This window comes from Gulosibacter massiliensis, assembly GCF_900626105.1.
GTDB lineage: Bacteria > Actinomycetota > Actinomycetes > Actinomycetales > Microbacteriaceae > Gulosibacter > Gulosibacter sediminis.
The window spans coordinates 1,035,593-1,055,013 of record NZ_UYZX01000001.1 but is presented as its reverse complement, the minus strand read 5'-3'; the positions used below and the strand labels follow the sequence as shown (position 1 = coordinate 1,055,013).

The 19,421-nt window shown below is 63.9% G+C and carries 17 protein-coding genes and 2 tRNA genes; 13 read left to right on the top strand and 6 right to left on the bottom strand.

Translation table 11 applies throughout. The annotated features are described in order from the left end of the window. Positions 1–201 precede the first annotated feature (201 nt). The 5 genes from EJL01_RS05115 to rpmH all read right to left on the bottom strand — a co-directional run bounded on the left by EJL01_RS05115 (position 202) and on the right by rpmH (position 2,780). Complete coding sequence (locus tag EJL01_RS05115; protein ID WP_125106541.1) at positions 202–801, bottom strand: Jag family protein; 600 nt, start codon at positions 799–801, stop codon at positions 202–204. Between the two features lie 113 nt (positions 802–914). Further along, entirely contained in the window at positions 915–1,892 is a 978-nt protein-coding gene (gene yidC / locus EJL01_RS05110) for a membrane protein insertase YidC (RefSeq protein ID WP_125106540.1), read from the bottom strand. Next, positions 1,889–2,215, bottom strand: coding sequence for a membrane protein insertion efficiency factor YidD (yidD, locus tag EJL01_RS05105; protein ID WP_125107413.1), 327 nt, complete (start codon positions 2,213–2,215; stop codon positions 1,889–1,891). Before yidD ends, yidC begins: the two co-directional genes overlap by 4 nt. Positions 2,216–2,228: 13 nt before the next feature. Then, entirely contained in the window at positions 2,229–2,636 is a 408-nt protein-coding gene (locus tag EJL01_RS05100) for a ribonuclease P protein component (protein ID WP_125106539.1), read from the bottom strand. A 6-nt stretch (positions 2,637–2,642) separates the two neighbouring features. Continuing rightward, the gene (gene rpmH, locus EJL01_RS05095) at positions 2,643–2,780 is read right to left on the bottom strand and encodes a 50S ribosomal protein L34 (RefSeq protein ID WP_125106538.1); all 138 of its coding nucleotides are present in this window, start codon (positions 2,778–2,780) and stop codon (positions 2,643–2,645) included. 415 nt (positions 2,781–3,195) lie between these two features. On the opposite strand from rpmH, the gene dnaA reads away from it, so the two are divergent. The 9 genes from dnaA to EJL01_RS05050 all read left to right on the top strand — a co-directional run bounded on the left by dnaA (position 3,196) and on the right by EJL01_RS05050 (position 13,562). Then, positions 3,196–4,734: a chromosomal replication initiator protein DnaA gene (gene dnaA / locus EJL01_RS05090; RefSeq protein WP_431834729.1), complete on the top strand. Its 1,539-nt coding sequence runs from the start codon at positions 3,196–3,198 to the stop codon at positions 4,732–4,734. A 485-nt stretch (positions 4,735–5,219) separates the two neighbouring features. Further along, positions 5,220–6,362 (top strand): DNA polymerase III subunit beta, encoded by a 1,143-nt coding sequence (gene dnaN, locus EJL01_RS05085; protein WP_125106536.1) that lies wholly within the window; start codon positions 5,220–5,222, stop codon positions 6,360–6,362. Between the two features lie 9 nt (positions 6,363–6,371). Further along, entirely contained in the window at positions 6,372–7,547 is a 1,176-nt protein-coding gene (recF, locus tag EJL01_RS05080) for a DNA replication/repair protein RecF (protein WP_125106535.1), read from the top strand. Then, positions 7,540–8,046: a DciA family protein gene (locus tag EJL01_RS05075; RefSeq protein ID WP_125106534.1), complete on the top strand. Its 507-nt coding sequence runs from the start codon at positions 7,540–7,542 to the stop codon at positions 8,044–8,046. The genes recF and EJL01_RS05075 overlap by 8 nt, the downstream gene beginning before the upstream one ends. Positions 8,047–8,153: 107 nt before the next feature. Then, a complete protein-coding gene (gyrB, locus tag EJL01_RS05070) occupies positions 8,154–10,265 on the top strand; it encodes a DNA topoisomerase (ATP-hydrolyzing) subunit B (protein ID WP_125106533.1) in 2,112 nt (703 codons plus the stop codon). 44 nt (positions 10,266–10,309) lie between these two features. Beyond that, positions 10,310–12,910, top strand: a complete 2,601-nt coding sequence (gene gyrA / locus EJL01_RS05065; RefSeq protein ID WP_125106532.1) for a DNA gyrase subunit A — start codon at positions 10,310–10,312, stop codon at positions 12,908–12,910. Between the two features lie 11 nt (positions 12,911–12,921). Further along, complete coding sequence (locus EJL01_RS05060; protein ID WP_125106531.1) at positions 12,922–13,329, top strand: DUF3566 domain-containing protein; 408 nt, start codon at positions 12,922–12,924, stop codon at positions 13,327–13,329. Between the two features lie 57 nt (positions 13,330–13,386). Next, positions 13,387–13,460: transfer RNA gene (locus EJL01_RS05055), tRNA-Ile, on the top strand. Positions 13,461–13,489: 29 nt separating this feature from the next. Beyond that, a tRNA-Ala gene (locus EJL01_RS05050) sits at positions 13,490–13,562 on the top strand. Positions 13,563–14,034: 472 nt separating this feature from the next. Here the strand turns inward: EJL01_RS05050 and EJL01_RS05045 are convergent. Then, positions 14,035–14,577, bottom strand: a complete 543-nt coding sequence (locus tag EJL01_RS05045) for a DUF937 domain-containing protein (RefSeq protein ID WP_125106530.1) — start codon at positions 14,575–14,577, stop codon at positions 14,035–14,037. 122 nt (positions 14,578–14,699) lie between these two features. Between EJL01_RS05045 and EJL01_RS05040 the strand changes: the two genes are divergently transcribed. The 4 genes from EJL01_RS05040 to EJL01_RS05025 all read left to right on the top strand — a co-directional run bounded on the left by EJL01_RS05040 (position 14,700) and on the right by EJL01_RS05025 (position 19,419). Next, entirely contained in the window at positions 14,700–16,427 is a 1,728-nt protein-coding gene (locus EJL01_RS05040) for a glycerol-3-phosphate dehydrogenase/oxidase (protein WP_125106529.1), read from the top strand. Positions 16,428–16,673: 246 nt separating this feature from the next. Then, entirely contained in the window at positions 16,674–17,582 is a 909-nt protein-coding gene (locus EJL01_RS05035) for a MetQ/NlpA family ABC transporter substrate-binding protein (protein ID WP_125106528.1), read from the top strand. A gap of 92 nt (positions 17,583–17,674) precedes the next feature. After that, positions 17,675–18,736: a methionine ABC transporter ATP-binding protein gene (locus EJL01_RS05030; protein WP_125106527.1), complete on the top strand. Its 1,062-nt coding sequence runs from the start codon at positions 17,675–17,677 to the stop codon at positions 18,734–18,736. A gap of 2 nt (positions 18,737–18,738) precedes the next feature. Beyond that, complete coding sequence (locus EJL01_RS05025) at positions 18,739–19,419, top strand: methionine ABC transporter permease (protein WP_125106526.1); 681 nt, start codon at positions 18,739–18,741, stop codon at positions 19,417–19,419. Positions 19,420–19,421: the final 2 nt, after the last annotated feature.

The window sequence follows — 19,421 nt, the reverse complement described above, 5'->3', positions numbered from 1 at the left end:
CGCGCCAGCACGCCGATGTCGGGGCATTCCCACCCCATCCCAGACTGACAGCAATGCGTAACGCATCCCAATCTGAGCGCTCCTGGGTGATGCAACAAATCTACATCGATACTCATTTATGCAGCGCAAGAATTGTACGGAAAACAAGTACGCGGGCCGCCGACCAACGTCGACGACCCGCGTCTGAAAAACTCGAACAGCCTAGTTCGCGCGCAACACCGTGTGACGCTTGCGACCTTCGCCCTCGCTCTCGGAGTTGTAGCCGCGCTCCGATGCAATGTCATGCACGATCTTGCGCTCGTACGACGACATCGGCGGAAGGGCTGCCGAAGCGGCACCATCCTCGATTCGCTCGATCGCGCGCGAGACCAGGCTCTGCAGCTCGTTGCGACGCGCATCCCGCGAGCCGCCCACGTCCAGAATCAACCGTGAGAACTCACCGGTCTCTGCCTGCACGGCGAGGCGGGTGAGCTGCTGCAGCGCATCCACCACCTCGGGGGATGCGATGCGGTCGAGATTGCTCTCACCGTCGGCGGTCACCGAAATGTAGGTGCGGCCTCCGGTCACGTCGATGTCGAGGTCGCCGTCGATGTCAGCGATGTCGAGGAGCTCTTCGATAAAGTCCGCAGCGATGTCGCCCTCGTCGCGATCACCCTCGTCGGTGGCGTCGTCATCGGTGACGGCCTCGTCGGTGACGGCCTCGTCGGTGACGTCGTCGTCAATCACGTCTTCGTCAACCGTGACGGATTCGACACGCTCGTCTTCGACGACGTCGTGGTCAGTCATGTCATTGGCGCTCATTGCATTCCTTCTCTCAGCACCCCAGATTACCGGTAATCGCGCATCCGCCCGTACATGTGCAAACGGGCACCGAACCTCGCTGGCTCGGTGCCCGTGCACCGTATCGCTACTGCCTACTTCCTCTTTTTCTTCTTGCGATTCTTCGACACCGGCTGCTGTCGCTGCCCGCCGTTTTCCTGCGCCTCGAGCTCGAGCTGACGCTGCGTCTTACCGTCGCGCACGATGCGGTTGGCGGGGTTGTCGGGGTGGTCGTCCCACTTGCCCTTTTCCTTGAGACGCTCGACGCGCTTCTTGTACGCGTCCGAACCAGGAGTCGGCATGTTGCGGATGGTCCACCACTGCTGACCGGTGGTCCAGATGTTCGTGAGCAGCCAGTAAACCATGAGGCCGATCGGGAACATGAAGCCCGAAACCGCCATGACGAGCGGCAGCAAGTACATGAGCATCTGCTGCTGACGGAACATCGGCGAAGCCTTCGCGGCCTCCGAGATGTTCTGCGAGGTGATCTGGCGCTGTGTGAAGAACTGCGTACCGACCATGAGCACGATGAGCACGATCGCGACGACGATGATGTTCGTGTTGCCGTTGGCCTGCGACAGAATCGAGCTCAGCGGTGCCCCGAAAATTTCGGAGTTCGCGAGCAGCACGGCGTGGTCCTGGCTCATAAGGCCAACGCCGGCCTCACTGTGGTTCGCGGTGTTCAGCACGCGATACAGCGAGAAGAAGATCGGCATCTGGATGAGCATCGGCCAGCAGCTCGAGAGCGGGCTCGAGCCGTGCTTCTTGTAGAGCGCCATGGTCTCTTGCTGCATGGCCTGCTGCGAGAACTGGTCGCGCTTGCCCTTGTACTTGTCCTGAATCTTCTTGAGTTCAGGCTGCAGCTCCATCATGCCGCGCATCGACTTGATCTGCCGGACCATGAGCGGGATCATCGCCGAGCGGACGACAAGCACGATGATCATGATCGACAGCACCCATGTCCAGCCGCTGTCCTCTGGCAGGCCGAGAGCTGTCCACGCGGTGTGCGCACCGACGAGGATGAGCTCAATCACCCACCGCAACGGCCAGATAATAATGTCGAAGATGTTCATCGAGCGTCTTCGCCTTTCATTTGCAAATCAGACACGACGAACCCAAACTTGGTGCGTCGAATCGGGAAGGGTCGTTTGGGCTCCGGGACGTAATCAAAGTCCGGCTTCGCCCAGGGGTGGCATCGCATGATCCGACGAGCCGCCATCCAGCTCCCTCGCACCAGGCCATACACCTGCACTGCCTCTAAACCATACGCGGAACAGGTTGGGTAGTACCGGCAGACATCCCCGTAGATCGGCGAGATGAAGCGGCGATAGAGCAGGAGCAGCACGATCCCGAGATTGCGTGGGATGAGTGCAATGTTGTGCAGGACTCGTCGCATCATTGACGGTCGATCAGTCGGCGCCATCGGCGCAACTGCAGAATTCGGCGTCGTCAGTAATGTCCGCCGCAACAAGGCCAAGCTTGTCGGCCGCATGCAACACCGCGCGCCGAGTTTCAGCGCGCAGCTGCTCGTAGCTGAAGCTCGAGGCCTCGGGAAAAACGCGAATCACGAACGAAGCCCCGGTGGGGACCAGGGTGAGGAGCTCGAGCGCAATGCCCTTGAGCCGGCGACGCGTGTGATTGCGTACAACAGCGGCACCCACCCGCTTGGTGATGATGAAACCAAAGCGGGTGGGTGAGGCTGCGTCGCGGTTGGCTTCGCCAATCGCGATAAGTCCGGATGCGGCAGCTCGACGGCCACGGCGGGAGATGCGACGGTAGTCGGCTCCGCTAGTGACTTTGTTCTGCCGAGCAAGCACCGGGGACTACGCCGAGAGGACCTTGCGGCCCTTCGAGCGGCGTGCCGCGACAATGGCACGGCCGGCGCGGGTGCGCATGCGGGCGCGGAAGCCGTGCTTCTTGGCGCGGCGGCGGTTGTTGGGCTGGAAAGTACGCTTCGACATAAAAAATCTCCTGATCGAGGCCCTAGGCTGTGGGGCAGCGAAACAAGGCCCGGATGCGGGCACAACTGGATCAGATTACGCCACATTCAAGCCTCGGGTCAAGGTTGATCTCGCCACGTATGTAGGCGAGCTACCACGATGACCGGGTTTGCCTGGGGCGACTCGCCGGAAATGACAATATCCTGGTAGCGCTGGTTCGCCTCGGTGTCCATTCGTGGTTTAGAGTGGCGTATCTGTCGCGCACGATTGCGCACCGGCCTCATAACTCACAGTTTTCCACACAGCCTGTGGATAACTTTGCAAATGCGGGTCCCGTGCGAGACGATCGAGGTGCAGGGTGGCACGGCGCGCACAGAAGGTGCGGTCGTGCGGCAGCATGCCCGCTGTTCTGTGAGCCATGAAGTAGTCGAGATCGATCACCGGAAGGAAGTCACACGTGACGCAAGCTGTGACGGAAGTCTGGACAGACCTCTTCACGACGCTTCGAGGCAACCTCGACATGCCCCAATCCATGCGCGGCTACTTCGGCCTGGTGCAGGCAAAAGGCGTGATGGACGGCACAATTTACCTCGAGGTGCCGAACGATCTCACTCGCTCGCAGATCGAACAGCGCGGTCGCGCCTACCTGCTCGAAGCCATCGCCGCCACTCCGGCAGCCGAGGGCGTTCGCAACTTTGCGATCGTGGTCAATCCGAACTCGGAGCCGACCCCTCCGGCCGACACGACGGTCTATGAAACCCCGCTCCCCGCCGAGGCGCCTATGGAGCAGGCCGCAACGATGCAACGAACGGCGCCGTATGAGGACCGATTCTCGAGTTTCTCCACCGGTTATCCACAGGCTGAGGCGACGCCCGCGATCAGCCACGGGATCGAAGCCGCTGCCCCGTATCACGACCCTAACGCGACCCAGCCCGACGGCGACTCGCGCCTCAACCCGAAGTACATCTTCGAAAACTTCATCATCGGCGGATCAAACCGATTCGCCCACGCGGCGGCCGTGGCAGTCGCCGAGACTCCGGCTCGGGCATACAACCCCCTCTTTATCTACGGTGATTCCGGGCTGGGCAAGACCCACCTGCTCCACGCCATCGGCCACTATGCCCAGGACATGTACCCCGGCATCAAGGTTCGCTACGTGTCGAGCGAGGAATTCACGAACGACTTCATCAACTCGATTTCGATGAACCGCTCGGCAGAGTTCCACCAGCGCTACCGCAACAACGACATCCTGCTCATCGACGACATCCAGTTCTTGCAGGGCAAGGACTCGACGATGGAGACCTTCTTTCACACGTTCAACACGCTGCACGAGCACAACAAGCAGGTGGTCATCACCTCCGACGTGCCGCCGAAGCAGCTGACAGGCTTTGAAGATCGGATGCGCTCCCGCTTCGAGTGGGGCCTCATCACCGACGTGCAGTCGCCGGATCTCGAGACGCGCATTGCGATTCTGCGCAAGAAGGCCGAAGCCGACCAGCTCGAGCTGTCGAATGAGGTGCTCGAGTTCATCGCAGTGCACGTCACGAGCTCCATCCGCGAACTCGAGGGCACGCTCATCCGCGTCACGGCCTTCGCGAACCTGAACCAGCAGGCGATCGACCTGAATCTCGTGACGACAGTGCTCAAGGACCTCATCACGAACCGAGAGCCGAATGTCATCTCGCCACAGGACATCATTCGAGAGACTGCGGATTACTTCCACCTCACCGTGGAGGACCTCTATGGCTCGAGTCGCTCGCAGGCCATCGCCACGAGCCGGCAGATCGCTATGTACCTCTGTCGCGAGATGACGAACCTCTCGCTTCCGAAGATCGGTCAACTCTTCGGCGGCCGAGACCACACCACCGTGATGTATGCCCACCGCAAGATCATGAAGCTCATGACCGAAGACCGTTCGATCTTCAACCAGGTCACCGAACTCACCTCGAGGATTCGCCAACCCAACGCACGGTAACTCCAGGCTCAATGCGCTCGATGGCGGCCACCGCAGATCGAGCGCATCGTCGTTTCCATAGGCTGTGGATAACTCTGTGGAAAAGCCCGTGAATAGTGCGTGGATAAGCCGTGGACAATGCAATTTCCACGATCTGTGCATAACTTGTGGAATTCGCCATCGTGGCAGTGGACAAACTGTGCACGCAGCGGACGGGCCTGTGGAGATCCGCGTCAGGACGCGACAATCTGGGGATGCCGTCCACTTTCCATCCACTCGGGAATCACAAGTTTCAGCGATGTAGTTCCCTACGGAAATCAGTTGACCACAGAGTTATCCACATTCTCCACAGCTGTTAAGAGTGAGAAGACAGATCTCTCTACCTAGAAAAATCCGCTCGTGACATTTTGTCGTTCGGGCCCTCGAACCCGAAGAGCCGCTGAGGAGGAAGACGCCACAGCAACCCGCTAGCATTGAATCCCCGCCGAGCCATGGAGGAATCGCCAGTGAAGTTTGAAGTCAATCGCGACATGTTCAGCGACGCCGTGTCGTTTGTCGTCAAGCTCCTCCCTCAGCGACCCACTTTGCCGATCCTCAGCGGTGTCGTGCTCGAGACCAGCGGCAGCACGCTGCAGCTTTCGACGTTTGACTACGAAGTTTCGAGCCGCACCTCGATCGACGCGACCGTCGACGAGTCGGGCGCAGTGCTCGTGCAGGGTCGCCTTCTCGCCGATATCGCCAGCCGACTGCCGGATGCCCCGGTGCAAGTCGAGCGCGACGACCGCGGCATCACGATCACCTGTGGTCGCACAAACTTCACGTTGCCGACGATGCCGATCGAGGAGTTCCCAGCACTTCCGACGATCGAGGGCACCTCGGGTGTCGTCTCGGGCGCCGACTTCTCGGAGGCCATCAGCCAGGTCGTCGTCGCAGCATCCCGCGAAGATGTCGCCCCGGTTATCACCGGTGTGCACCTCACGTTCTCGCCGACGCAGCTGCAGCTCGTCGCGACCGACCGCTACCGCGTAGCGGTACGGGAAATCGAATGGCAGAGCAACTTTGCTGAGGGCGACCAGGCACTTGTTCCCTCGCGCACCCTCGGCGAGGTCGGCAAGTCGTTCGCGCACGCCGACGAAGTGGTCATCACGCTCGTGAGCGAGGGCGACCGCCAGCTCATCGCATTCACCGCCGATGGCCGCACCGTCACGTCGCTGCTCATCAAGGGCAACTTCCCCGCCGTATCGCGACTCTTCCCCGCCGAAACTCCGCACTTCGCAGTGTTGCAGGGCAGCGATGTCATCGACGCGGTTCGTCGCATGCAGCTCGTGCTCGAGCGTGAGCAGGCCCTGCGCTTCAGCTTCTCGGACGAGGGCCTCAAGCTTGACGCGGTTGGCGCCGAGCAGGCCGCCGGCGCCGAAGAGCTCAGCATCAACCTGCAGGGCGAGAGAATTGTCGTTTCACTCAAACCGCAGTTCCTGCTCGAGGGCGTCGGCGCGATCCACTCGGCGTTTGTGAAGATTGCCTTCACGAACAACGACAACCCGAACAAGCCTGGCCCCGTGCTGCTCAGCGGCCAGACCTCGCTCGACGAGGCCGCCGCCACCGACACCTTCCGCTACCTGCTGCAGCCGAACCTGCTCATGCGCTAACGGCGCATCGTGCACGTCACCCACCTGAGCCTGCGGAATTTTCGGAATTACCGCACCGCCGAACTCGAGCTGCACCCGGGCATCCAGGTGTTCGAGGGCGCGAACGGCCAGGGCAAGACGAATCTGGTCGAGGCCATTGCCTACCTCGGCACGCTGAAGTCGCATCGGGTGTCGTCGGATGCGGCGCTCGTGCGTTTCGGAGAGGACGGCAGCATCGTCCGCGCCGAATTGCGTCACGGTGAGCGCGAGCTCAGCATCGATGTCGAGATCGCGAAGTCGGGCAGCAACAAGCCACGAGTGCGCGGACATGCGGTGAAGACCCGTGAGCTCGCACGATTCTTCACCACCGTTGTGTTCGCGCCCGAGGACTTATCGCTCGTGCGCGGCGACCCGGGTCAGCGCCGGGAGCTGCTTGACCAGCTCCTCATGACGCACTCCCCGCGGTTCGGTGAAACGATCTCGAAGTACGAGCGGGTGCTGCGCCAGCGCAGTTCGCTGCTGAAATCGGGCCGGCAACAGCGGCTCGGCACCGAGCAGCTCACGACGCTCGACATCTGGGACGACCAGCTCATCGAGCTCGGCACAAAAATTGTTGCCCAGCGGCTTGCCCTCGTCGACCGGCTGCGGCCCCACCTCGCGAACGCCTACACGACGCTCGTCGAGGCCGACCATGGCGCGAGCATTTCGATGCGTGTCAGCGCGCTCGCCGACACGGGTCGCCACATGGATGGCGACGGCGAAGGCGAAGAGATCGGCGGCGTGCTCACGGTCGACGACATCGCCGAACGCTTCCGGCAGCGGCTGATGGATGCGCGCCCGCGCGAGCTCGAACGCGGCGTCACGCTCGTGGGCCCGCACCGCGACGACGCAACGTTCTGGCTCAATGGCCTGCCGGCGCGCATCACCGCGAGCCACGGAGAATCGTGGTCGTTCGCGCTCGCGCTCAAGCTCGCGGCGGCCCAGCTCATCCGCGAGGAATCGAAGACCGGCGACCCGGTGCTGATTCTCGACGACGTGTTTGCCGAGCTCGACGGCGCCCGCCGTTCGCGCCTCGCAAACGCGGTGCACGACTTCGAACAGGTGCTCATCACCTGCGCCGTCGTCACCGACCTGCCCGAGGCGCTGCGGCACGACACGATTCGCATCGAAGCCGGCACGATCGCGAACGGCGAAACCGATGGCTGAGTTCAGCGAATCGACGCTCGTCTGGCTGCGCTGCAAGGAGGTCTTCGGAGGCCACAAGATTCCCCGCCGTCTGCTGCGCGGCCGGGGCGCGTCGACGCCCGAGTCGAAGGATGCGCAGGCCGAGCAACTCCCCTTCGGCCCGAAGCGCGACCCGCAGTCGACGAGTGCCGTGCTGAGCCAGCTCTTCGCGCAATTTGATTGGCAGACGCCCCTCGCTCAGGCTCGGCTCATCGACGAGTGGGAGAATTTTGCTGGTCAGCGCACAGCCGCGCACACCAAACCGCTGTTCGTCGACGAGGGCGTGCTGCTCGTGCAGTGCGATTCGACGGCCTGGGCCACGCAGTTGCGATCGATTCGTGGCGAACTGCTCGGGCGCATCCGAGCTGCCGTGCCCGAGGTCGAGCTCACCGATATCAAGTTTTTGAACCCCGGGGCGCCGTCTTGGCGACACGGAAATCGTTCTGTGCCGGGTCGAGGGCCTCGAGACACCTATGGGTAGGTGACCACGAGCGTGGGGGGAAAAGCCCGCAGATCGCCAAATAACGGCGAATCCGGCAATCCCTTGCTAGAATGGAACGTCTGCGAAGTAAAAACTGAGGAGTCCGAATGACGGATACTGGGGCAAACCAGCACGGATCCACGACCGGCCGCGTCGAACACGACTATGGAGCTGGTCAGATCCAGGTTCTCGAGGGTCTCGAGGCGGTGCGGAAGCGTCCGGGTATGTACATCGGCTCGACGGGCCCCGACGGACTGCACCACCTGGTGTACGAGATCGTCGACAACTCCGTTGATGAGTCGCTTGCGGGCTACTGCGACGACATTCAGGTCACGCTTCGCGCCGACGGCGGTGTCACCGTTGTCGACAACGGCCGCGGTATTCCGGTCGAAACGCACCCCGTCGAGGGCGTTTCGACGCTCGAGGTCGTGCTCACGAAGCTCCACGCCGGCGGCAAGTTCGGTGGCGGCGGTTACGCCGTTTCGGGCGGTCTGCACGGTGTCGGCTCGTCGGTCGTGAACGCGCTTTCGACGCGCTTTCTCGCCGATGTGTCGCGTGATGGCCACGAGTGGCACATGGAATTCGCAAACGGTGTGCCGCAGGGCGCCATTCAAGAGGGCGCCGAGACCGACGTCACCGGCACCCGCATCACGTTCTACCCGAACGGCGAGATTTTCGAGACGACCGAGTTCGACTGGGAGACGCTGCGCACGCGCTTCCAGCAGATGGCGTTCCTCAACCGCGGCCTCAGCATCACGCTCACCGATGAGCGCGACCCGGCCACGCTGAACGAGGGTATGACCCAGGTGCACGAGGTGCTTGAGCCGAGCGACTCGGATGGCGCTGAAGAAGCTGTCGTGCAGGCTCCCGACGAGCCCGACGCTGAGACGACGCCGGTGGAGACTGAGCACAAGCACCGCAAGCAGGTCTTCAAGTACGACCGCGGCCTCGTCGACTACGTCGAGCACCTTGTGAAGCGCAAGAAGGTCGAGGCGGTGCATCCCGAGATCATCGACATGGTCGAAGAAGACACCGAGGCGACCATCTCGGTTGAGATCGCGATGCAGTGGACCGAGGCGTACAGCGAGTCGGTGCACTCGTTCGCGAACACGATCAATACTCGCGAGGGCGGCACGCACCTCGAAGGCTTCCGCGCCGCGCTCACCACGGCGATGAACCGCTACGCCCGCGACAAGGGCCTGCTCAAGGAGAAGGACGAGAACCTCTCCGGGGAGGATGTCCGCGAGGGCCTCGCCGCGATTATCTCGGTGAAGCTCGGCGAACCGCAGTTCGAGGGCCAGACGAAGATGAAGCTCGGCAACACCGAGGCGAAGTCGTATGTGCAGCGCGTCATGAACCAGGGGCTGCAGGAGTGGCTCGATCGCAACCCGCAGCAGGCCCGCGAGGTCATTCGCAAGGCGACTCAGGCATCCGCTGCACGTCTCGCTGCCCGCCGCGCGCGCGAGCAGACCCGCCGCAAGGGCCTGCTCGAGTCGAGTGGCATGCCCGGCAAGCTTCGTGACTGCACCTCGCGCAACCCCAACGAGTCCGAGATCTTCATGGTCGAGGGTGATTCGGCAGGTGGCTCGGCGGTGCAGGGTCGTAACCCGCGCACGCAGGCGATTTTGCCGCTGCGCGGCAAGGTGCTCAATGTCGAAAAGGCGCGTCTCGACCGCGCGCTGCAGAACACCGAGATTCAGTCGATGATCACGGCGTTTGGTACCGGCATCGGCGACGACTTTGACGTCGAGAAGGCCCGGTATCACAAGGTGATTCTCATGGCCGACGCCGATGTCGACGGCCAGCACATCACGACGCTGCTGCTCACGGTGTTGTTCCGGTTCATGCAGCCGCTCATCGACGCCGGCTTCGTCTACCTCGCCTCGCCGCCGCTCTACCGCCTCAAGTGGACGAACGCGGCGCACGAGTACGCGTACTCCGACGAAGAGCGGGATGCGCTCATTTCGCAGGGCCGCGCCGGCGGCCGCCGCCTGCCGAAGGACAACGCGATTCAGCGCTACAAGGGCCTCGGCGAGATGAACTACAACGAGCTCTGGGACACGACGATGAACCCTGAGACGCGCACCCTGCGCCAGGTCACGATGGCCGACGCGGAGGCTGCTGACGAGGTGTTCTCGACGCTCATGGGCGAGGACGTCGAGTCGCGACGCACGTTCATCCAGCGCAACGCGCACGACGTGCGCTTCCTCGACATCTAAGCGCCTCGCGCTCTTCACATATTTAGGCAGCGAAGTAAGAACGAATGGCTGACGAAACCAATACCACCAACGAGACTCCGACCACCGGCGGCCACGTCGAGAAGGTCGATCTCCAGCTCGAAATGCAGCGCTCGTACCTCGACTACGCGATGAGCGTGATCGTGGGCCGCGCGCTGCCCGAGGTGCGTGACGGCCTCAAGCCGGTGCACCGCCGTGTGATTTACGGCATGTACGACGGCGGCTACCGCCCCGACAAGTCGTTCTCGAAGTGCGCTCGCGTTGTCGGCGATGTCATGGGTCAGTACCACCCGCACGGCGACTCGGCGATCTACGACACCCTCGTGCGCCTCGTGCAGCCGTGGTCGCTGCGCTACCCGCTCGCGCAGGGTCAGGGCAACTTCGGCTCGGCCGGTAACGACGGCGCCGCAGCGCCCCGGTACACCGAGACGAAGATGGCGCCGCTCGCGCTCGAGATGGTGCGCGACATTGAAGAAGACACCGTCGACTTCATGGACAACTACGACGGGCAGACGCAGGAGCCGACCGTGCTCCCCGCGCGCTTCCCAAACCTCCTCGTCAACGGCTCCGAGGGTATTGCTGTCGGAATGGCGACGAAGATTCCGCCGCACAACCTCCGCGAGGTCGCCGACGGCGCGCTCTGGGCGCTCGAGCATCCCGACGCCACGCGCGAGGAGTTGCTCGAGGCGCTCATGGAGCGCATCCAGGGCCCCGACTTCCCGACCGGCGCCCAGATTCTGGGTACCAAGGGCATCCAGGAGGCGTACCGCACCGGCCGTGGCTCGATCACGATGCGTGCGGTCGTCAACGTCGAGGAGATCGGTAACCGCACCTGCCTCGTCGTCACCGAGCTGCCCTACCAGGTGAACCCCGACAATCTCGCGAACCGCATGGCCGAAATGGTGCGCGAGGGCAAGCTGCAGGGCATCGCCGACATCCGCGACGAAACCTCGGGCCACACCGGTCAGCGCCTCGTCATCGTGCTCAAGCGCGATGCCGTTGCGAAGGTTGTGCTCAATAACCTCTACAAGCACACGCAGCTGCAGGACACCTTCGACGCGAACATGCTCGCGATCGTCGATGGCGCGCCCCGCACGCTCTCGCTCGATGGGTTCATCCACCACTGGGTGGCGCACCAGGTCGAGGTCATCGTGCGCCGCACCGAGTACCGCCTGCGCAAGGCCGAAGAAGAAGTGCACGTGCTGCGTGGTTACCTCAAGGCGCTCGACGCGCTCGACGAGGTCATTGCGCTCATCCGCCGCTCGGCTACCGTTGAGGTCGCGCGCACCGGCCTCATGGAACTGCTTGACGTCGACGAGATTCAGGCGTCGGCGATCCTCAACCTCCAGCTGCGTCGCCTCGCCGCGCTCGAGCGCCAGAAGATCAACGATGAGGCCGAGCGCCTCGAGAAGATGATCCTCGAGTACAAGGCCATTCTTGCTTCGCCCGAGCAGCAGCGCCAGATCATCTCTGACGAGCTCGGCGAGATCGTGCGCCGCTACGGCGACGATCGCCGCACTGAGATCATTCGTGGCTTCAACGGCGACGTGACCGATGAAGACCTGATCCCGGTTGAGGAAATGGTCGTCACCGTCACGCGCGACGGCTACATCAAGCGCACGCGCAGCGACAACTACCGCTCGCAGCGCCGTGGCGGCAAGGGCGTGCGCGGCGCGCAGCTCAAGGCCGATGACATCGTCGAGCACTTCTTTGTCACGACGACGCACCACTGGCTGCTGTTCTTCACGACGTTCGGTCGCGTGTACCGCACGAAGTGCTACGAGCTGCTCGAGGCCGGCCGCGACTCAAAGGGCCAGCACATTGCGAACCTGCTGCCGCTTCAGCCCGACGAGCAGGTCGCGAAGATCCTCGACCTGAGCAACTACGAAGAAGACGACTACCTCGTGCTTGCGACGCGCAACGGTCTCGTCAAGAAGAGCGACTTGTCGCTCTACGACACGAACCGCCAGGCTGGCATCATCGCGATCAAGCTGCGCGACGGCGACGAGCTCGTGTCGGCCATGACGATCAAGCATGGCGACCACATCTTCCTGTTCTCGCACGAGGGCCAGTCGCTGCACTTCATCGCCGATGACGAGCAGCTGCGCCCGATGGGCCGTGACACCTCGGGCGTGAAGGGTATGTCGTTCCGCGGCAGCGACTACCTCATCAACGCGGCGGTCGCCGCCGACGAGGATCTCTTCGTGTTCACGATCACCGAGGGCGGCTACGCGAAGCGCACCGCGGTGAACGACTATCGCATCCAGGGCCGTGGCGGCCTCGGCATCAAGGTGATGAAGCAGTCGGACGATCGCGGTCACCTCGCCGGCGCCATGCTCGTGCACGAGAACGACGAGGTGCTCGTCATTCTCAACTCGGGCAAGGTCGTGCGCTCGAACGTGTCGGAGGTGCCCGCGAAGGGTCGCGACACTATGGGTGTCGTGTTCGCCCGCCACGGAGCCGGCGACCACATCCTCGGCATGGCGCGCAACTCCGAGCGAGACCTCGGGCTCGACGCCGACGCTGACGATGCTGAGGGCGAGACGGATGCTGTGGCTGAGTCGGACGTCGCGGTCGAGCCGGATGCGGCTGACACCAATGCGGCGCCTGAATCCGACGAGCAGTAGGATCGGACATCATGACCTCAGTCGCAGACAAGCTGGCCAAGAAGTCCGAACGCCGCACCTCGAAGAAGCAGGTTCGCCTGCGCCTCATGCAGGTCGACGTTTGGTCGGTCGTTAAGCTCACCTTCCTGCTGACTCTCTGCCTTGGCATTGTCACCATCGTCGCCGCTGTGCTCGCGTGGACCGTGCTCGCGAACACCGGCGTGATGGAGTCGATCAACAACCTGCTCAACGACGTCACTGGCAGCGAGCAGGTCACCGTCGAGACCTTCGTCAACTTCGGTGGCGTGCTCGGGTTCTCGGTGATTATCGCCGTGCTGCAGGTGGTCGTATTGACCGCGCTCGCGGCCGTCGGCACCCTGCTGTTCAACCTCGCGTGCCGCCTCACCGGTGGCATCGTGATGGGTTTCACGAACAACTAGGTTTGTGGTAATGTCGTTGTTCGTGCCGAGAACTCATTGAGGGTTTTACGAGCAAACGGGGCTATAGCTCAGGCGGTTAGAGCGCTTCGCTGATAACGAAGAGGTCCAAGGTTCAAGTCCTTGTAGCCCCACCGGTGTTGTTGATCATCCCAACACATCCGGGGCCTTAGCTCAGTTGGTAGAGCGCCTGCTTTGCAAGCAGGATGTCAGGAGTTCGAATCTCCTAGGCTCCACCCGCGGAAGTCCGCTTCAAATTGCTGAAGCGGACTTCTTCTTTCACCAGCCAAGCCGTGAGACGCGGTGTGGCGCCGTGTTCGCAACCCCCAGAGAGGACACGAATAGCCCGGACAACATCGCGGGGCCGGAGCTCGCGCGAGGTTGCCTGACGGAAGTCATTGGCTGGGCATGTGCTCGGGTTGGACATGGTTGCCCACGACGATTCCACCTCGGTTCGTAACGTGATCGGGCAGAGTTCGATGGGCCTGCAAAAGGGTCAGCCCGACCCCAAAACGCGTTCATGATCACGTCGCTACCCGCATCCCAGGACCGCATGGTCTCGCCGGGAGCCTCGCCACGTGGAGATAGCAATTAAGTACGTCGTGCCAGGCGTCGAAATCACTCCGCAACACTCGCTCTCAGGGGGACCCGCCGGGTGAGCTACACCTTGACCGCGTCAACCCACTCACTCGCACGGGGGCCGGCGCCCTACTTCCGCCCGCCCCCGAGCAGCCCGCCGAGCGAGTCGAGGATGCCGCCGAGCCCGCCGCCCGACGAGCCCGAGCCGCCGCCAAGCACCTGGCCGAGGATGTCGCCGAGGCCGCCACCCGACGACTCGGTCGAGGCCTCCTTCTTCGCGTCGTTGGCCTTCGTGAAGCGACTCGCGATCCACGCCATCACGAGGGGTGCGACGAGCGGCAGCAGCTTCTGAATGAGGCGTTTGTCGTTACCGGAGTGCTCGGCGACCTTGGCCACCACCGCATCCTGCTCGCCGCCGAAGACGTGCGCGGCAATCTTCTCGCCGTCGGCTTCGTCGACGTCGTCGACCGCCTGGGCGCCGTCGACGTGCTGCTCGAGGGCCGAGGCGAGGGATGCGGCGCCCGTGGGCGCCTGCGCGTTTGCCTGCATGCCGCCGACGAGTGAGGGCAGCAGGTCGCCGAGGGCGCGCTGCACGTCGTCGGGCGATGCGCCTACCCGTTGGGCGAGGTCGTTGACGGGAAGATCATTGAGGATCGCGGAGATATCGGCCATGATCATGCTTTCTCTCGAGGGTTTCCCAGAGTCTGCACCGCGCGGCTGAGAACAGCTCGCGCTTGCGCCGAGCACCACATCCGTCGTTTGATCAATAGCAAGACGGCGAAGGAGACACGTGCATGACCGGTTACCGCATGGACCCGGCCTCGCGGCGCGATGCCATCGAGGCGCTCAGCGAATCGGGCGCCGGCGGCGACGAACTCGACATCCTCGTGATCGGCGGGGGCGTGACCGGCGCTGGCGTTGCCATGGATGCGGCGAGCCGCGGCCTCACGACCGGCATCGTCGAGGCACAGGACTGGGCCTCGGGCACGTCGAGTCGCTCAAGCAAGCTCCTCCACGGCGGCCTGCGCTACCTGCAGATGCTCGACTTCAAGCTCGTGCACGAGGCCCTCACCGAACGCGACCTGCTGCTCACCAAGCTCGTCCCACACCTCGTGCGGCCGGTGCCCTTCCTCTACCCGCTCAAGACGCCCGTGCTCGAGCGCGCCTACGTTGGCGCGGGCATCATGCTCTACGACCTGCTCGCGATGCTCGGCCCGGGCCGCCGGCGCCTGCCGTGGCACCGGCACTTCAGCCGAAAGGGCCTGCGTAAGCGCTTCCCCTCGTTGCGCCGCGATGCGCTGGCTGGGGCGATTCAGTATTGGGATGCGTCGGTCGACGACGCGCGTTTGGTCACGACGCTGATGCGCAGCGCCGCCGGGCACGGCGCCCACGCGGCGTCGCGCGTGCAGGTGACCGAGCTCGTGCAGAACGAGGCCGGCGCGGTTGTCGGCGCCAACTTGATTGACCTCGAGTCGGGGCGGCACTTCACGGCGCGCGCGAAGAAGGTCATCAGCGCGACCGGCGTCTGGACCGAAGAAACGCAACAGCTCGCGGGCGCAGGCGGGCTGCGCGTGCTCGCCTCGAAGGGCATCCACATCGTCGTGCCGCGCGATCGTCTCAGCGGCAAGTCGGGGCTGATTCTGCAAACCGAGAAGAGCGTGCTGTTCGTGATTCCCTGGTCGCGTTATTGGCTGATCGGCACAACCGACACGCCCTGGAACGAGGACCGCCGTCTGCCCGTGCCGACGAGCACTGACATCGACTACGTCATCGCCGAGGCAAACAAGGTGCTCGAGCAGCCGATCAGCCGCGCGGATGTGGTGGGCACGTGGGCGGGCCTGCGGCCGCTGCTGCAGCCAGGCACGAAGGTCGGCACCGCATCCGCAAAGGTATCGCGCGAGCACACTGTCGCGTCGCCGACCCCGGGGCTCGTGTCGATCGCGGGCGGCAAGCTCACGACCTATCGCGTCATGGCCGAGGATGCGGTCGACTTTGCCCTCGGCTCAGCGGCGAAGACGACCCCGAGCGTCACGGCGACGACGCCGCTCGTTGGCGCGGTCGGCAGCCGAGTCGCGATCGAAACCGCGCGGGCGCTCGCCCGCAAGCACGGCCTCGCCCCGGCGGTCGCGAAGCACCTCGTGCACCGCTACGGCGCCGAGATCAATGTCATCGCCGCGATCTGCGACGAGGTAGCCGGCGCCGCTGTGCCGGTCGCGGGCGCGCCCGCCTATATTCGCGCCGAGATCATCTTCGCGGCCCGCTATGAGGGGGCGCTGCACCTCGACGACGTCATGGAGCGTCGCACGCGCATGAGCTACGAGTTCGCCGAGCACGCTGGCCGCGCCGCGGAGGAGGTCGCCGAGATCGTCGCGGCCGAGCTCGGCTGGTCACCCGAGCAGATGGCGCAGGAGCTCGCGGCCTACCGCGCAAACGCGGCGGCCTACGACCTCGCGACGCACGAGGCGACGGATGCGGCGGCCGTGGCGCGCTACGCCGAGGCAGTACCGCTCGCCCAACCCTGAGAATCGTGAGACCCGCGGTTCGCAACTTGCTCGGGAGGTTGTCGAAGTGGTCACCGTCCTGTACCGGCGGGGCGCGCAGAACCCGAACGTCGCTCGTGACGTCCTTTCGCTGCCACCCTGGCGCGCAATCAACTTAGGTAAGCCTAACTTTACGCGCGCAAATATTACGGCGCGTGAACCGAACGCCATTCAGGGAACACTCAGCCAGTAGGCTCGGTGCCAGACCTCCCGAAAGGACTTCTCCTCATGGCACGACTTCGTAACTGGATTGCCGCCGCCGGTGCGCTCGCCCTCGCCGCTAGCCTCAGCGCTTGCGCGGGTGGCAGCGACAGCCCCGCTGCGTCGGGCGATGACCCCTACGCAGGCCAGACCGTCAAGATCGGCGTCGTCGGCGCCTCCGACGAGTACTGGCAGACCTACGTCGATGCCGCCTCGGCCGAGGGCATCGAGGTTGAGCTCGTCGACTTCACCGACTACAACCAGCCGAACCCCGCCCTCTCGGCGGGCGAGGTTGACCTCAACCAGTTCCAGCACATCCTCTACCTCGCGAACTACAACGTCGAGGCCGGCGACGACCTCGCCGCCATCGGCGCAACCGCGATCTACCCGCTCGGTCTCTACTCCGACAAGTACGACTCGGTCGACGCGATTCCCGAGGGTGGCACCGTCGGTGTGCCGAACGACGAAACGAACCGCGCCCGCGCGCTGCTCGTGCTGCAGTCGGCCGGCCTGATCGAGCTCAAGGACGGCGGCAACGCCTTCTCGACCCTCGACGACATCGTCACCGAGAACTCGAAGGTGTCGGTGAAGGAGCTCGAGGCCTCGCTGCTCGCGAACTCGCTGCAGGACTTCGACGCCGCCATCATCAACAACGACTTCATCGCTGACGCCGGCCTCAACGCCGACGACGCGATCGCGCAGGACGACCCGAGCGACCCCGCCGCCCTCGCCTACGCGAACATCTTCGCGTCGCGCGCCGACGACGTCGACAACCCCACGCTCAACAAGCTCGTTGAGATCTACCAGACCAACGAAGACGTGCAGCAGGGCGTGCTCGACAACTCGGGCGGAACCGCCGAGATGCTCACCACCTCGAAGGAAGACCTGCAGACGCAGCTCGACCAGGTCGAGGAAGACATTAAGGCCGAAGGCTAGCCACAGGCTTGCGACCGTGAGCGCGTACCTCTAAATCTCAGGGGTGCGCGCTCACGCGCGTTTCGGCCTGTCGGCCACGGAAAGGACGAAGCATGTCGATGATTCGCTTGCGTGACGTCGTCAAGGAATACCCCGCGGCCTCGCGAAAGGATGCGCCGGTGCGCGCCGTCGACGGCGTCAGCCTCGATATCGAGCGCGGCAGCATTTACGGCGTCATCGGCTACTCGGGCGCCGGTAAGTCGACGCTCGTGCGCCTAATCAACGCCCTCGAGCCGACGAGCTCGGGCTCGATCGAGATCGACGGCGACGAGATCGTCGGGCTCTCCGAGAGCAAGCTGCAGAAGGTGCGCACCGAGATCGGCATGATCTTTCAGCAGTTCAATCTCTTCAACTCGCGCAACGTGGCGGGCAACGTTGCGTTCCCGATGAAAATCGCGGGCATCGAGAAGGAGGCGCGCGACAAGCGCGTCGCCGAACTGCTCGACTTCGTCGGCCTCGGGGCCCGCGCGAAAGCGTACCCCGACCAACTCTCGGGCGGACAGAAGCAGCGCGTCGGCATCGCGCGCGCCCTGTCGACCTCGCCGAAGATCCTGCTCGCCGACGAGTCGACGAGCGCCCTCGACCCGCAGACCACATCCGATGTGCTCGATCTGCTCGAGCGCGTGAATCGCGAGCTTGGCATCACCATCGTCGTGATTACTCACGAGATGGACGTCATCAAACGCTTGGCTACCCACGTCGCGGTGATGGAGCACGGCAAGGTCGTCGAGCACGGCGAGCTCTACCGGGTGTTCTCGAACCCGGAGTATGCCGCCACGAAGAACTTTGTCTCGTCGGTCGTGCCGCAGGTGCCCGAGGGGAAGGAGCTCGATGCGATTCGGGCCCGTCACCAGGGCAAGCTCATCACCATCTCGGTGACCGACGAGCGCGCCTCGCAGCACGAGGTGCTTGGGCGGCTCGTGCGCGCGGGCGTCGAGGCCGAGCTGGTGTTCGGCGGGATGCACGAGATCACGGGCCGCCTGTTCGGTCACCTCACCTTCGCCCTGCACGGCACGGATGCGCAGATCTCCGCCGCGATCGCGGGCGTACGCGAACTCGCCGAGGTGACGGAGATTCCCGACGCCCCGGCCTCGAACGAACGGGTGGGTGAGTAGACATGCTGCATCAAGATGCCGACATCGATCGCCTCATTGAGCTACTGCCGGATCTGCCGGAGCAGCTCGCGCTCACGCTTTTCCTCGTTGCCGTCGCGATGGTCGTCGGTGGCATTTTTGGCCTGATCATCGGCGTGTTCCTCTACGCGACGCGACCGGGTAACATCCTCGCCCAGCGGACCGTGTTCAACGTGCTGAATCTGCTCGTGAACTTCTTCCGGCCCATCCCGTTCATCATCTTGCTCGCGGCGCTGCAGCCGCTCGCTCGCCTCACCATTGGTGTCGGCATCGGTGAGCCGATGGCGATGTTTGCGATGGCCTTCGCCGCGACCTTCGGCATCGCCCGACTCGTCGAGCAGAGCCTCGTGACGGTGCCACCGGGCGTCGTCGAGGCCGCGCGCGCCTCCGGTGCGAGCCGCATGCGCACGCTACTCACGGTCGTGATTCCCGAGGGCCTCGGTCCGCTGATTCTCGGCTACACCTTCGCCTTCGTCGCCGTGATCGATATGTCAGCGATGGCCGGCGTCGTCGGCGGTAGCGGTCTCGGTAACTTCGCACTGCAGTACGGCTATCGTCAGTTCAACCCGCTCGTGACGTGGGCAGCGGTGATCGTCATCGTGATTGTCGTGCAGATTGTCCAGATGCTCGGCAACTGGCTCGCCCGCCGCGTCATGCGCCGTTAGTG

What these genes read in the sequence shown, in the direction of transcription:
- EJL01_RS05025 (WP_125106526.1), top strand. Translation starts at nt 18,739, where the DNA reads ATGCTGCATCAAGATGCCGACATCGATCGCCTCATTGAGCTACTGCCG.
- EJL01_RS05075 (WP_125106534.1), top strand. Translation starts at nt 7,540, where the DNA reads ATGGCTGAGTTCAGCGAATCGACGCTCGTCTGGCTGCGCTGCAAGGAG.
- EJL01_RS05115 (WP_125106541.1), bottom strand. Translation starts at nt 801, where the DNA reads ATGAGCGCCAATGACATGACTGACCACGACGTCGTCGAAGACGAGCGT.
- EJL01_RS05035 (WP_125106528.1), top strand. Translation starts at nt 16,674, where the DNA reads ATGGCACGACTTCGTAACTGGATTGCCGCCGCCGGTGCGCTCGCCCTC.
- gyrB (WP_125106533.1), top strand. Translation starts at nt 8,154, where the DNA reads ATGACGGATACTGGGGCAAACCAGCACGGATCCACGACCGGCCGCGTC.
- yidC (WP_125106540.1), bottom strand. Translation starts at nt 1,892, where the DNA reads ATGAACATCTTCGACATTATTATCTGGCCGTTGCGGTGGGTGATTGAG.
- EJL01_RS05030 (WP_125106527.1), top strand. Translation starts at nt 17,675, where the DNA reads ATGTCGATGATTCGCTTGCGTGACGTCGTCAAGGAATACCCCGCGGCC.
- EJL01_RS05045 (WP_125106530.1), bottom strand. Translation starts at nt 14,577, where the DNA reads ATGGCCGATATCTCCGCGATCCTCAATGATCTTCCCGTCAACGACCTC.
- EJL01_RS05060 (WP_125106531.1), top strand. Translation starts at nt 12,922, where the DNA reads ATGACCTCAGTCGCAGACAAGCTGGCCAAGAAGTCCGAACGCCGCACC.
- yidD (WP_125107413.1), bottom strand. Translation starts at nt 2,215, where the DNA reads ATGCGACGAGTCCTGCACAACATTGCACTCATCCCACGCAATCTCGGG.
- EJL01_RS05040 (WP_125106529.1), top strand. Translation starts at nt 14,700, where the DNA reads ATGACCGGTTACCGCATGGACCCGGCCTCGCGGCGCGATGCCATCGAG.
- rpmH (WP_125106538.1), bottom strand. Translation starts at nt 2,780, where the DNA reads ATGTCGAAGCGTACTTTCCAGCCCAACAACCGCCGCCGCGCCAAGAAG.
- gyrA (WP_125106532.1), top strand. Translation starts at nt 10,310, where the DNA reads ATGGCTGACGAAACCAATACCACCAACGAGACTCCGACCACCGGCGGC.